Below are 12,769 nucleotides of genomic sequence, written 5' to 3' on the forward strand. Positions count from 1 at the left end.
GCCGGGACCAGCAGCCCGGCCGGACGCAGGCGCTGCTCGTCGCCGCCGGCCGACGCGTCGCCGCGGACCGCGCTCACCACCAGGAACCGGCCGGCCAGCACCACCGGCACCGGCGCCAGCAGTGCCCACCGCCAGCCGGCGACGTGCTCGAGCGCGAGCGTCGCGGCCGGCCCGACCATCGCCGGCAGGATCCACATCGCCGACGACGCCGCGACCACCTTGAGACGCAGCCGCGGGCTCAGCCGGCGGATCGCCGCGCTGATGCCGAAGACCGCGAGCAGCCCGCCCGCCGCGCCGGCGGTGAACTGGCCGAGCGCGAACACCCACGCCTCCCGCGCCGTCGCGGCGACGACCAGTCCGCCGACGTAGAACACCGTCCCGGCCGCCAGCGTCCGCCCGGCACCCAGACGGCGCAGCACCGTCCCGGCCAGCGGCATCGCGACGAACAGGCCGAGCATGCCGCCCGCGATGAGCAGCGCGAGCCGGTCGTGGGCACCGAGGTCGGCGGCCACGATCGGCAGCAGCGTCGACGCGACGAACGTGCTGACCGCGGCGGCGAACTCGAGCGCGACGATGCCCACGGCGAGCCGGCGGTCACCGGCTCGCCGCGGGTCGGCGATACGCATGCTCATGCGAGCATGCTAGCAATCTAGCGAGCGACCGCTAGGACGGATCGAAGTACGGGTCGTGCGCGTAGGCGGCGAAGGCCTGCTGGGCCGGGCCGCCGTCGGGGACGGTGACCCGCCAGTCGTCGCCGTCGGGGGCGTCGCCGTCGCGGTGGAAGTAGACGAACGCCTTGAGCCGCGGGTACGAGCTCTTCACCACCGACCGCGTCGTGGTCAGCCAGTCGGCCTGCACCGGATCCACCGACGCGCGGTGCACGCCGGTCTCGCCCACCATGAACGGCTTGCCGTGGTCGACGGCGAACGCGTGCGCGGCGTCGAACATCAGGTCGAACGCGCGGTAGTGGTAGGCCGGGTCGGCGTGCGGGCGGGCATATCCGTCGGCGGCGATCCAGTCGACGTACGCGTCGCCGGGGTAGAAGCCGTCGGCCTTGAACGTCTCGCGGTAGGCCCGCCACGTCGGGCACCACACGAACGCGACGTTCGGCGCGCCGGCGAACTTCGCGTGCACGTACTGCCAGACCCGGCGAAAGAGCGCGGTGTTCGTGTAGCGCAGGTCGAACTCCCAGGTGAACCGCAGGAACAGCGGCGCACCCAGCGATGCCAGCAGCGCGGCCTGGTCCTCGATCTCCTTGTCGTGGCCACCGTCGACGATCTGCTGCAGCCGCGACTCCGGGCCGGCGCTCCACGAGATCATCGGGATCCGGCCGGCGGCGATGTCGTTCTGCCAGCGGGTCGTGTGCGGCGGCGTGCCGTAGTGGTGGAAGCAGTGGTTGATGCCCAGCCGGTGGCCGATCTTCGTCTCCAGCGCCTCCGGCTGCGAGACGCCGGCGTCGTTGCCCGCGTACACGTAGGCGCCGAAGTGCGCGCCGGCCGCCGGGATCAGCTCGCTCCGGTCCCGCGGGACGGCCGCCCGGCCCACGCCGGAACCGAGCCCCGTCGCGACGGCGGCGCCGGCGGCCAGCTTCAGGAAGTCGCGCCGCTCCATGGCCATGGCCGTCACCCCGCGATCTCGACGAACGCGAACTCGATCTCCGGCACGATGCGCCCGGTGTCGTGGTCGATGACGCCCGCGCCCCACTGCGTGAACTCGGGGGTCTTGTCGCGGTAGCCGCGGTTGCCGCGCAGCTGGATGCGCTCGGAGTCCTGGACGCTGACGGCGTACGGGTACGGCCCGAGCACCGTCGCGACCCTGAAGAACACCGAGTTGGCGAACAGGAGGTCCGAGCTGGACACGATCTCGACGGCCTGCGAGCGCCAGCCGTAGATGTGGTCCTCGGTCTGTAGCCCCAGGAACTGCCAGCCGGAGACGCCGCGCAACACGACCTCGCGCGTCTCGTGGTGCTCGACGGAGACCTCGTAGACCCGCGCCGGCTCGTCGGTGCGCTCGACGAACAGGCCGTTGTCGGACCAGCCGGCCGCGGCCCACACGTTGGCGATCGTCCCGCCACCGCCGCGCACCCACACGTTGTACTTGTGCCGGCCGCGGTAGGTGTAGCCCGGGTCGCCGGACGTCACGTCCTCGGGATGCCACTTGATGAACTGCGTCGTGATGTCGGCCAGGTACGACCCGTCGGCGGACTGCCACAGCACGTTCGCCGCGCCCGGCGTCTGCTCGGCCGTGTCCAGGCCCAGGCCGACCACGATGTTCCGGCCGCCACGCGGCGTCTCGACCAGTGCCCGGGGCGCGTCCGGGTCGGAGAAGTTCGGGTGCCCGTCGACGGCGCGCAGCCAGGTCTGCCGGGGGTGCAGGCCGATGAGGTTCGACGTCCGCCGCAGCCGCAGCGTGTCGCCGAGCAGGTACTGCCCGATCGGCACGTAGACGGTGTCGTACCGGTCGACCGCGGCCTGGAACACCTCGAGGTCGTCGGCGCCGGCGCCGATGGTCCGCCCGAGCGACGCGGCCACGTCCGCCACGTTCACCCACGACGACACCGGCGGCAGGTCGGGCACGTCGGTGCGCAGGATCCGCTGGGTCCAGGCCGTCCCGGCCGTCCCGACGACGTCGGCGTACACCCCGTCGCGGCGGCGCTCCTGGTCGGTCAGCGCCCGCTCGACCCGCAGCCCGTAGGTGAGCTCCTTGATCCGGGCCGGCGTGCTCCGCGCCCGCGTCCGCGACCCGGTCTGCGCGAGCAGCAGCAGGTCGCGGGTCCCGGCGGCCGTGCAGTTCAGCACGGTCAGCTGGTTGCTGCCGCGGATCAGCTCGTTCTCCGCGCCGGGGATGGACGAGCTCTCGTTGAGCACGACGGCGACGTCGCCGATGTCCTGGAAGTGCGAGTCCTGCAGGTAGAGGTGCTGCCACTGGTCGACGGCGGACTCGATGGCCCGCGGCGCGCCGGCGAACACCGTCCGCACCACCACCAGCTTGGCGTCGTTGAACAGCCGCACGCTCATGCGCCGCTGGCCCTCGAACCGGCAGTCCAGCAGCGTGGTCTGCCAGCCGGCCGACGCGGCGTAGGCGTGGAAGCCGATCTCGCCGCCGAACACCCGGACCCGCTGGATGAGGTTGGCGTTGTGGTCGATGCCGGTGTGGCCCTCGCCGACGTGGATGTCGAGGTCCTGCAGGATGCACAGCTGCGCGCCGGCGAACCGGACGGCAAACGTGTCGGGATTGCCGGGCTCGATGCGGATGTCGAGGTTCACCAGGCCGGACCCGAACGTGTCGTTGTTGGCGTACGTGACCGGCCCGCCGACCGGCCGCCGCCGGAACGAGAACACGTCGCGCGGTGTGCCGGTGGCGTAGCCGGGCGTCGACGCGCCGAGCACGAACACCGGCCGGCTCGTGCCGTAGCCGACGATCCGCACCGAGTCCCACACGTTGATCGGCGCCGACAGCCGGTACGTCCCCTCCGGCACCAGGACCACGCCGCCCCCGTCGCCGTGCGGGAAGTCGCGGGCGCCGCCGAGGATGTCGCCGAGCTTGTTGGCGATGCCCCGGCGCGACGCCTCGTCGACGGCGGCCTGGACGGCGGCGGTGTCGTCGCCGACGCCGTCGCCGTGCACGGCGAACCCGGGGGAACCGAGCACGACGGCGGTCGGGTCGCCCGGCAGCCCGGTGATGGTGGAGCCGAACGCCGTCGGGTCGGTCCCGGCGGATGACCAGCCGGCGGCCGACGCCGTCGTCGACGGAAGGAAGGGTGCGGCCGCCAGACCGGCGCCGATCGCCAGCAGCGAGCGGCGGGACAGTGCTGGGACGTGGTTCGGCGACATCGACGAACTCCTCTCGCAGGAAGGGGAAACGCGGGTCAGCCCTTGAGGCCGGTGTTGGCCAGGCCCTCGACGAACTGCCGCTGGGCCAGCAGGAACACCGCGAGCACCGGCAGCACCGTGAGCGTGGTGGCGGCCAGCTGGACGTTCCACATCGGCCCGCCGTAGGCGTCGACGTACTGCGTCAGCGCGAGCGGCAGGGTGAAGTTCTCGCGGCTGGACAGGAACACCAGCGGCTCGAGGAACAGGTTCCACGAGTGCAGGAAGGTGAAGATCGCGACCGCCGCCACGGCCGGGCGGGCCAGCGGGAACGCGATGCGGCGGAAGATGCCGGCCCGGCTGAGGCCGTCCATGCGGGCGGCCTCCTCCAGCTCGGCGGGCAAGGTCAGGAAGAACTGCCGCATGATGAACGTCGCCAGCACGCTGGGCGCCCCGACGATCGGGATGACGATCAGCGGCCAGTGGGTGTCGATCAGCCCGGCCCAGTTGACCAGCCGGAACAGCGGCACGATGGTGACCTCGGCCGGCACCAGCAGCCCGATCAGCACCACTCCGAACAGCAGGTTCGCCCCGGGGAAGCGGATGCGGGCGAACGCGTACCCGGCCATCGACGACACCGCGATGGTGCCCACGGTGACCAGCGCCGCGATGTACATGCTGTTCCAGTACTGCTGCGCGAACGGCTGCAGGTCGAACACCTGCCCGTACGCCTCGGTGGTCGGCGACGACGGCCACAGCGTGGGCGGGATCCGCAGGATCTCGCTCATCGGCTTGAAGCTCGCCGTCACCATCCACCAGGTCGGGAAGACGAACGGCACGGCCAGCACGCACAGCAGGAGGAAGATCGCCACCATGGCCGGACGGACCCGGCGGCGGCGCCGCGGCGGCGGCTCCGGTGCCGCGGACCCCGGCACCCCCGGCCCACCGGCCGTGGCCGACACCGGGGCATCGACGACGTCAGACCTCATGGAACACCCACCGCCTCCGCGTCTGCCACTGGACGAACGTCAGGATCGCGACGATCACGAACAGCACCACCGACACGGCGCTGGCGTAGCCGAACTCCTGGAACTGGAAGGCCTGCTGGTAGAGGTAGTAGACGATCACCGTGGTCGACGTGCCCGGCCCGCCCTGCGTCAGCACGGCGATCTGCGCGAACACCTGCAGCGAGCCGACCACCGTCAGGATCGACACCAGCAGGATGGTCCCGCTGATCAGCGGCACGGTCACCGACCAGAACGACCGCCAGGGCGACGCGCCGTCCATGGTCGCGGCCTCGCGCACCTCCTTCGGCACACCCTGCAACGCGGCCAGGAACAGCACCATGTTGAGGCCGACGTTCTTGAACACCTGGACGACGATCACCGAGAGCATCGCCGTCGGACCCTCGCGCAGCCAGTTGGGCCCGTCGACGCCCAGCTGCGACAGGAACCCGTTGATGCCGCCGTCGGCCTGCAGCAGGAACCCCCACACGATGGTCCACGCGACCAGCGACACCACGACCGGGGAGAAGAAGAACGCCCGGAACGTCGCCGTGCCCGGCAGCCGCTGGTTGAGCATGACGGCCAGCGCGAGCGCCAAGCTCACGTTGAGCAGCACCAAGCCGGCGGAGAAGATCCCGCTGGCGCGCAGTGCGTCGTGGAAGCCCGGGTCCGACGCCAGCCGCTCGTAGTTGTCCGTGCCCGAGTAGGTGAAGCTGTTCGCCAGCACGTTCCAGTCGTGCAGGCTGTACCAGACGACGGCGACCAGCGGCCCGATCACGAACAGCAGGCTGCCGACGAGCTGGGGCAGGACGAACGCGAACCCGGTGAGGGTGTCCTCGCGCCGGTTCAGCCCGCGCCGTCGCGTCCGGGTCGGTGGCCCGGGTGGGCCGAGGGTCGCCGTCGCCATGGTGACCTCAACCCGCCAGCAGCGGCTCGGCGGCCGCGCAGACCGACTCGGCGACGGCGCTCACGTCGGCGTCCGCCGTCCACAGCGCGTCCAGCTCGGCCCGGATCGCCTGCTGCAGCTGGGCGAAGTTGGCGTGCGCCGGCTTGGTCACCGCGCCGCGGATCCCGTCGACGACCACGGCCTGCAGCTGCTCCGCGCTGAGCTTGGCGTTGGCCGCCTGCAGCGTGTCGGCGGTGAGCAGCGACGTGCGCGGCGGCGGGAAGTACGCGGCCAGGCGCTCGGCGTTCTCCGGGTTGGTGAAGTACGCCAGGAAGTCCGCGGCGGCCTCGGCGTTCGGGCCGTCGGCGAAGACCCCGATGCCGGCCTGGCCGATGACGTTGACGTGGCCCTGCGGGCCGTCGGGCAGCGGCACGAGGTCCCAGCCGAAGCTGTCGTCCAGCGCCGACGCGCGGCTGATCTGCGTCACCGTCATCGCGGCGTCGCCGGCGAAGAAGTCCGCCGTCGTGCCCGGGCCGGGCATCGCGCCGGTGGTGAAGATCTGGTCGTGGATCCAGGTCAGCGCGTCGATCATCTCCGGTGCGGTGAACTCGCAGGTGGACCCGTCCTCCGACCATGGCTGCGCGCCGAAGCTCGCCCAGATCGTCGCGAGGTACTCCCACACGGAGAACTCGAAGTCGCGGACCACGAGCCCGGCCTTGCCGCTGGTCTGCGCGGTCGCCGCCGCGATCTGCGCCGCGCGGTCCCACGTCCAGTCGCCGGACGCGATGAGGTCCGCGGGCAGCGGCTGGCCGGCCGCCGTCAGCTGGTCGGTGTTGACGAAGACGCCGAACGGGCTGTTCGAGAACGGGTAGGCGTACAGGCCGCCGTCGTTCTCCCACAGCCGCAGCGCGTCGGGCTCGAGGTCGTCGACGTCGTAGCCGTCGGTCTCCTCCAGCACCGGACGCAGGTCCAGCAGCGCGCCGCTGGCGACGAACTCCGGTGCCGAGGACTCGAAGATCCACGCGAGGTCCGGCGGGTTGCCGCCGGCGATCTGCGTGGTGATGCCGGTGGTGTACTCCTCGAACGGCAGTGTCTCGAAGCTGATCTCGGAGACGGTGTCGGAGTGCTCGGCGACGTAGGCGTCGGCGATCTCCTGGAACAGCGCCAGCTGCGCTTCGTCGGACGTCCAGACGGTCATCCGCAGCGCGGCGGGGCCGTCCGACGTCGAGTCGCCGCCGTCGCCGCCTCCGCAGGCGGTCAGGGTCAGGGCGACGGCGGTGATGCCGGCGACGCCCCACAGGTTGCGGTGCTTCATCGTCCCTCCTTGGACGCAGGTCACGCGGGTCAGTAGCCGGACACGCCGGCCGGCCAGCGCAGTTCGACGCCGTCGCGGCTCAGCAGTGTCTGGAAGTCCTCGAGCAGGGGCTGCTTGGCCTGGATCTCGTGCGGCTGCCGGTCGTCGTCGAGGCAGCTCGCGGCCAGGTGACCGGCGGCCTCGCCGATGTTCCACTCGACGGGGTGCAGCCGGTAGCAGCCGTTGGTGATGTGCGTGGTGCCGATGTTCTTGCCGGCGGGGAGCAGGTTGCGCATCCGCTGCGGCAGCAGTGCGCCGAGTGGGATCTCGAACGGCTCGGCGGCGACGTCCAGGTAGTTGTCGCCACCGGTGGACGGGTGCAGGTCGATGCGGTACATGCCGATGCCGACGCTGTCGGGGTAGCGCCGGGCGCCGTGTGCGCCGCGGACCGCCTGCGACAGGTCGTGCTCGACGACGGTGGTGACGGCTCGGATGCGCCGGCCCTCGCGGACGTACGGCGCCTGCGCGAGCCCGTCGGCGGTCCCGACGACGTCGGCCCGCAGCCGCAGGCCGGGCCAGCCGGTGCCGCCGTCCGGGCGCGGCGCCTCGGTCTGCATCCAGTAGAGCATCGAGAGGCTGAGCTGCTTGGCGTCGTCGAGCCGTCGCCGCCGCGTGGCCTCGTCGACGTCGATGACCGGCGCCTCGAAGTAGTCGATGTTCGGCCAGTTCACCAGCGTGATGTCGCTGGCGTAGTGGCCGGGTGCGAACAGGTCGCGGGCGGCGATGCGGCGGAACGTCCACAGGTTGTCGTCGCCCTGGGCGCGGCTCTGGTCGGCGTCGACGGCCAGCGCGTCGTCGCCGGGATTGGGGTCGAACACGCGCGGCTTGGGCAGCAGCGTCCGCGGGTCGGGCGCGGAGAAGCTGAGCAGCGGCGATCCCCAGAACGCGGGTTCCACCGCGCGCCAGTGGTCGTAGCGGGCCGGCCGGTCGATGGTGTGGTCGCCGTCGACGTGGTCCAGCGCGAAGCAGTAGCTGATCGCCTGCTGGTTGTCCGGCTGTGCGGTGTCGGGGGCGCTCGGCTCGCCGGTCTCGGCCCGCGACTCGAACCCGGTGACGTACTCGGTGCCGGTGAGCGGCAGCAGGTCGCCGGTCTCGGTGGCGTCCAGGACGTAGTCGGCGTGGATCGTCGTCGCGCTTCCCGTGTCGAGGTGCTGGACCGTCACGGCGCGCACGAGGTCGCCGTCGACGTCGGCACTGACGGGGCGGGCGGGTTGCAGGACGGTGAGCCGGCCGGCCGAGCGCCACGGCGCCAGCAGCTCGTCGATGACGGCGACGGCGACCCGCGGCTCGTGGCACAGCTTGCTCACCCAGCCGGCGCCCGGGTTCAGCGCGGGGTGTTCGCGGGCCGCGTCGGTCAGCGGGTAGGTGCGCCGGTAGTGGGCGCGGATGCCGTCGCGCAAGGCGCGATAGGTGCGCGTCGCGCCGAACTCCTCGATCCACGGGTGCTCGTCCGGCGGGACCGCCTGCGAGGTGAGCTGGCCGCCGAGCCAGGGGTACTCCTCGGTCAGCACCACGCGGCGCCCGCGGCGCAGCGCCGCCAGGGTGGCCGCGACGCCGCCGAGGCCGCCGCCGACCACCAGGATCTCGGTCCGAAGCTCGTTCACTCGTCTCCTTCTGGGTTGCTGCGGATGGCCGGCGCGCTCAGCGCGGACGGGGAGCGGACACCGTCCGGCCGGGCTCCACCACGCAGGGGAGCAGCCGGTGCCGGTCGGTGGTGCCGGACGGGTCCTCGATCAGCTGGACGAGCAGCGCCAGCGCCTGCTCGCCCATCTCCTCGCGGGGGATGCGGAAGCCGCTCCACGCGATGCCGGTGTCGTCGGCGCCGGTCTCGACGGGAACGTCGGGCTGGCCGAGGACGGCGATCGAGAGGTCGGCCGGCACGTCCAGGCCGCGGGCCGCCGCGGCCGCGCGGATGCTGCCGGCGCGGTACGCCTCGGCCAGCACCAGTCCGGTCAGGTGGTTCTCGACGACGACGTCGACGATCTCGTCCGGGGTCAGCTCCGCGGGGTCGAACGACGTCGGCCGCAGCCCGGCCGCGCGCATCGCCGTCCGGTAGCCGGTGAGGCGGTCGATGATCGACTCGCGGTCGCTCAGCTCGCCGACGAACCCGATCCGCTCGTGGCCCCGCTCCAGGAACAGCCCGACGACGTCGTTTGTCGCCTGGACGTAGTCGGCGCCGACGTAGGGCAGGTCGGCCTCGCCCGGCAGCTCGCGCCGTCCGACGAACACGAACGGGAAGCCGTCGTCGATGAGGTGCACCAGCTCCTGCTTGTCCTCGGCCCGGCCGAGCAGCACGCAGCCGTCGGTGACGCCCAGGTGGGCGCGTGCCTTGCCGGACAGCCGGCGCCGGCCGTTCTCGACCGGCGCGCTGGTGAACAGCAGCAGGTCGCTGCCCCAGCGCTCGGCCTCGCGCTCGATGCCGACCAGGAACGGGTGGTAGAAGTCGCCGTTGCCCTGCGGGAACACCGGCTCGTAGGTGAACACGCCGATGATCTGGTTGCGGCCGCGGGCCAGCCGCTGCGCCAGCGGGTTGGCGGAGTAGCCGGTCTTGCTGATGGCGTCGAGCACCCGCTGCCGGGTCTCCGGGCCGACGCGGTCGGGCTCGGCGTTGAGCACGAGCGAGACGGTCGCCTGACTGACGCCCGCCATCCGCGCGACGTCGGCCTGGGTCGCTCGCTTGGCCGGCATGTGCCCTCCTCCGGTGGTGCCGTTATGCGCATAACTTGATGACTGTGGTCCGTCGGCTCGAAGCCGGGGATTGGGGGCGATCCTGGCGGGTGATGCCGAACGATGTCAAGGGTGTGACGAGGAGATTTCGGGCGCACCGCGGTGCTCGCGCTGGTCAGGCGGCGAATCAGTTATGCGAATTACCGGCTTGACCGGAGGGTCAGCCGGCGGCCGGGGCGATGTCGAGTCCGACCTCGTCGCCGACGGCGGCTCCGGCGGCGGCTCCGGCGGCCTCCAGTGCCGCCTTGCTGACGCCCACGCACAATCCGCCGCCGGCGACGAGCATCGTGCTGCCGGTGAACGGCGCGTCCTCGATGGTGCCGGTCACGCGGTACTGGCGGCGTCCGCCGAGCTCCGCGACGAGGTCCGCCGGGACGTCGACGACCGCCATGCCGCCGGGCTTGTCCTCGCGCCAGCGGCGTACACGTCCGGTGAACGCCACCATGAACGCAGTCTGCCCCCCCACTCCCGTTGATCTTGGAGTTCTTCGGCCATCTATCGGACATCTCGGGCCACGATTGCCGAACAACTCCAAGATCAACAGCTCCGGTGGCCGGGGCGGGGCGATACTGGCGGTATGGCCGTCGACGTCGTGACCGAGGTCGTCATCGCCCGGCCTCCGGACGAGGTCGCCGCCTATGCCGGCGACCCGTCGAACGCGCCCGAGTGGTACGCGAACATCGAGTCGGTGCAGTGGCGGACGCCGCCGCCGGTCGGCGTGGGATCGCGTCTGGACTTCGTCGCCCGGTTCCTCGGCCGCCGGCTCGCCTACACCTACGAGGTGGCCGAGTCCGGGCATGAGCGGCTGGTCATGCGGACGGCGCAGGGTCCGTTCCCCATGGAGACGACCTACACCTGGGAGCCGGCGGGTGACGGCGGAACCCGCATGACGCTGCGCAACCGCGGTGAACCGGCCGGGTTCGCCAAGGTCGCCGCGCCTGTGATGGCGGCGGCGATCCGGCGCGCGAACGAGAAGGACCTCGCCCGGCTCAAGCAGATCCTGGAATCCGGACGTCGATGACCGGCGCCCGTCACGACGAGGACGTGCGCGCCGAGGGCGAACCGGAGCGCGAGTTCCATGCCGGCATCGCGGCGCGGCTGCCCCGCAAGACCGTCGCCGGCGGAGCGCTGATCCGGGACGAGTCCGGCCTGATCCTGTTCGTCGAGCCGGCCTACAAGCCGACGCTGGAGATCCCCGGCGGCAACTCCGAGCCCGACGAGTCGCCGCTGACCACCTGCCGCCGCGAGGTCCGCGAGGAGCTCGGTCTGGACCTCCCGATCGGCCGTGCCCTGGTGGTCGACTGGATCCCGGTCAGCGGCCCGTGGCACGACCGGATCGTCTTCGTGTTCGACGGCGGCGTGCTGGACGCCGCGACGGTCGCCCGGATCACCCCCGACCCGGTCGAGCTCCGCGGCGTCGCGTTCCTCCCGCTGGCGGTGGCGAGCGACCGGCTCCGTCCGTCGATGGCCCGCCGGCTGGCGGCCGCGGAGGTCGCCGTGGAGCTCGGTGAGACGCTCTACGCGGAGTTCGGCCGCCCGGTCCGCGGCGGCTGACCAGCGGCGGCCGGCGCTCGGGTGCGCTGCTCCCAGCCGTCAGCGCAGCCGCGGATCGTTGCCGGGGCGCGTGCTGACCCGCAGGCCGAGCGCGTCGGCGACCCGGCCCCAGTCGACGTAGGAGAAGTTGGTCGCGTCGCGCTCCGGGTCGGCGCCCGGACCGGTCTCGGGCTCGTCGTGGGTGACCAGCAGGCCCTCGCGGTAGTCGCCGACGACGCGGTGGGTGACCGCCAGGCCGTCGGAGCCGTTGACGTCGTCGATGCCGTCACCCGCGACGCGGAACGTGCCGAGCGGCCGGTTGCGGCCCGTCGTCGAGTAGACGGCGAACCGGTCGTCGCCCTGGCTGGAGACGATCACGTAGCCGGCCCGGCCGCGCCCGTAGTAGACGTCGACCCCCTCGGCGTCGGCGACCAGGTTCGGCCCGCCGAGCCCCGGCTGGTCCGGGTCGACCGGCACGCACTCCTCAGTCTCCTCGTCGTACGCGTCGTGCACGCCGAAGTCGGCGACCGTGTCGATCAGCCGCGGCTCGCCGCTGCCCAGCGGGAGCGGGATCCGCCACAGGCCGACGTCCTCCTGGGTCGCGTACAGCACGTCGGTGCGCTGGTCGACGGCGACGCCCTCGAGCTGCGGCCCGACGCCGGGCTCCTCGCACGGCACCCAGGTGCTGCCGTCGGGGAGCGGGAAGCGGTCCGGCAGCTCCAGGTGCTCGACGTCGGTATAGGCGACGGTGCCGTCGCGGCGGGCGGTCAGCCGCGCCGTCGCGATCGTCGTCGCACCCTCCTGGGTCACGACGGCGTAGGCGTCGGCGCGGCTGGGCTGCCAGACGGCGACGCCGTACGCGGTCTGCTCGTTCTCGACCGTCTCGCGGTCCGGGCTGAAGAGGAACTCCTGCTCCGGCGCGGTGATCTCGCGCAGCGGTGCCGCGGCCCGCGAGCCGGCCGGGTCGATGGCGAAGAACCGCAGCTGGTCGTTGTACCGGTCGGACACCACGGCGACGTCGGCGGTCCGGCCGCCCAGGCGGATGCCGTACGCGATGTCGACGTTGTTGTACCGCCCGTCCACGCCGTCGGCGCGCGGCGCCGGGGTGGCCGGCAGCGACTGCAGCTCACGCGAGTCCAGGTCGTAGACGCGCAGCCCGCCTTCCTTCGCCGTCACGATGACGATCGACCGGCCGGACTGCTCCGGGTGCACCCAGATGGCCGGGTCGTCGCCGGACGCGTTGCCGCCCTCATCGTCGTCGTACAGCACCGGCGTCTCGTTGTCCGTGGTGACCACGGCGGGCGGGGTGACCCTCGGCGCGCCGCCGGCCGGCAGCGCGAGCATGAGGGCGAGCGGGACGGCGACGGCGAGGGCGGCGGTTCGGCGCATGACCGGGAGCCTGCTCCCGCAAGCTTGCCGGCCGCGTGGCCGGCGGGCGAACGGTCGGCGAACCTAC

At 72.4% G+C, this 12,769-nt stretch carries 12 protein-coding genes; 2 read left to right on the forward strand and 10 right to left on the reverse strand.

Annotated elements, in window-relative coordinates:
- From DY240_RS13775 to DY240_RS13815, 9 genes are all read right to left on the reverse strand, one after another.
- Positions 1-632: MFS transporter (locus DY240_RS13775; RefSeq protein WP_199701470.1), on the reverse strand; the 632-nt coding region annotated here is incomplete at its 3' end.
- A gap of 31 nt (positions 633-663) precedes the next feature.
- On the reverse strand, positions 664-1,617 hold the full coding sequence (locus DY240_RS13780) for a glycoside hydrolase family 26 protein (RefSeq protein ID WP_158602846.1): 954 nt from the start codon (positions 1,615-1,617) through the stop codon (positions 664-666).
- Positions 1,618-1,622: 5 nt separating this feature from the next.
- Positions 1,623-3,833 carry a glycosyl hydrolase family 28-related protein gene (locus DY240_RS13785; RefSeq protein ID WP_119660443.1) on the reverse strand — a complete coding sequence of 737 codons (2,211 nt, stop codon included), beginning with the start codon at positions 3,831-3,833 and terminating at the stop codon, positions 1,623-1,625.
- A gap of 35 nt (positions 3,834-3,868) precedes the next feature.
- Complete coding sequence (locus DY240_RS13790) at positions 3,869-4,684, reverse strand: carbohydrate ABC transporter permease (protein WP_407659326.1); 816 nt, start codon at positions 4,682-4,684, stop codon at positions 3,869-3,871.
- A gap of 103 nt (positions 4,685-4,787) precedes the next feature.
- Positions 4,788-5,720 (reverse strand): carbohydrate ABC transporter permease, encoded by a 933-nt coding sequence (locus tag DY240_RS13795; RefSeq protein ID WP_119660445.1) that lies wholly within the window; start codon positions 5,718-5,720, stop codon positions 4,788-4,790.
- Between the two features lie 7 nt (positions 5,721-5,727).
- Positions 5,728-7,014, reverse strand: coding sequence for an ABC transporter substrate-binding protein (locus tag DY240_RS13800; protein WP_119660446.1), 1,287 nt, complete (start codon positions 7,012-7,014; stop codon positions 5,728-5,730).
- A gap of 29 nt (positions 7,015-7,043) precedes the next feature.
- Positions 7,044-8,657 carry an FAD-dependent oxidoreductase gene (locus DY240_RS13805; protein WP_119660447.1) on the reverse strand — a complete coding sequence of 538 codons (1,614 nt, stop codon included), beginning with the start codon at positions 8,655-8,657 and terminating at the stop codon, positions 7,044-7,046.
- A 37-nt stretch (positions 8,658-8,694) separates the two neighbouring features.
- The gene (locus tag DY240_RS13810) at positions 8,695-9,741 is read right to left on the reverse strand and encodes a LacI family DNA-binding transcriptional regulator (RefSeq protein WP_119660448.1); all 1,047 of its coding nucleotides are present in this window, start codon (positions 9,739-9,741) and stop codon (positions 8,695-8,697) included.
- A 199-nt stretch (positions 9,742-9,940) separates the two neighbouring features.
- Positions 9,941-10,225, reverse strand: coding sequence for a DUF1905 domain-containing protein (locus DY240_RS13815; RefSeq protein ID WP_119660449.1), 285 nt, complete (start codon positions 10,223-10,225; stop codon positions 9,941-9,943).
- A gap of 132 nt (positions 10,226-10,357) precedes the next feature.
- Here DY240_RS13815 and DY240_RS13820 point away from each other — a divergent pair, with 132 nt between their 5' ends.
- Together DY240_RS13820 and DY240_RS13825 are read left to right on the forward strand one after the other, a co-directional pair.
- Positions 10,358-10,801, forward strand: coding sequence for an SRPBCC family protein (locus DY240_RS13820; protein ID WP_119660450.1), 444 nt, complete (start codon positions 10,358-10,360; stop codon positions 10,799-10,801).
- A complete protein-coding gene (locus DY240_RS13825) occupies positions 10,798-11,334 on the forward strand; it encodes an NUDIX domain-containing protein (RefSeq protein WP_119660451.1) in 537 nt (178 codons plus the stop codon). The genes DY240_RS13820 and DY240_RS13825 overlap by 4 nt, the downstream gene beginning before the upstream one ends.
- A gap of 39 nt (positions 11,335-11,373) precedes the next feature.
- On the opposite strand, the gene DY240_RS13830 is transcribed toward DY240_RS13825, so the two are convergent.
- Positions 11,374-12,702, reverse strand: coding sequence for a phytase (locus tag DY240_RS13830; RefSeq protein WP_119660452.1), 1,329 nt, complete (start codon positions 12,700-12,702; stop codon positions 11,374-11,376).
- Between the last annotated feature and the right edge of the window lie 67 nt (positions 12,703-12,769).

It is taken from the genome of Jiangella rhizosphaerae, assembly GCF_003579925.1.
In the GTDB taxonomy this organism is placed as follows: Bacteria; Actinomycetota; Actinomycetes; order Jiangellales; family Jiangellaceae; genus Jiangella; species Jiangella rhizosphaerae.

Bases quoted from the DNA above. Each gene is read 5' to 3' on its own strand.
- DY240_RS13820 (WP_119660450.1), top strand. From the start codon at position 10,358: ATGGCCGTCGACGTCGTGACCGAGGTCGTCATCGCCCGGCCTCCGGAC.
- DY240_RS13815 (WP_119660449.1), bottom strand. From the start codon at position 10,225: ATGGTGGCGTTCACCGGACGTGTACGCCGCTGGCGCGAGGACAAGCCC.
- DY240_RS13790 (WP_407659326.1), bottom strand. From the start codon at position 4,684: ATGGTGGCGATCTTCCTCCTGCTGTGCGTGCTGGCCGTGCCGTTCGTC.
- DY240_RS13795 (WP_119660445.1), bottom strand. From the start codon at position 5,720: ATGGCGACGGCGACCCTCGGCCCACCCGGGCCACCGACCCGGACGCGA.
- DY240_RS13785 (WP_119660443.1), bottom strand. From the start codon at position 3,833: ATGTCGCCGAACCACGTCCCAGCACTGTCCCGCCGCTCGCTGCTGGCG.
- DY240_RS13800 (WP_119660446.1), bottom strand. From the start codon at position 7,014: ATGAAGCACCGCAACCTGTGGGGCGTCGCCGGCATCACCGCCGTCGCC.
- DY240_RS13810 (WP_119660448.1), bottom strand. From the start codon at position 9,741: ATGCCGGCCAAGCGAGCGACCCAGGCCGACGTCGCGCGGATGGCGGGC.
- DY240_RS13780 (WP_158602846.1), bottom strand. From the start codon at position 1,617: ATGGCCATGGAGCGGCGCGACTTCCTGAAGCTGGCCGCCGGCGCCGCC.
- DY240_RS13825 (WP_119660451.1), top strand. From the start codon at position 10,798: ATGACCGGCGCCCGTCACGACGAGGACGTGCGCGCCGAGGGCGAACCG.
- DY240_RS13830 (WP_119660452.1), bottom strand. From the start codon at position 12,702: ATGCGCCGAACCGCCGCCCTCGCCGTCGCCGTCCCGCTCGCCCTCATG.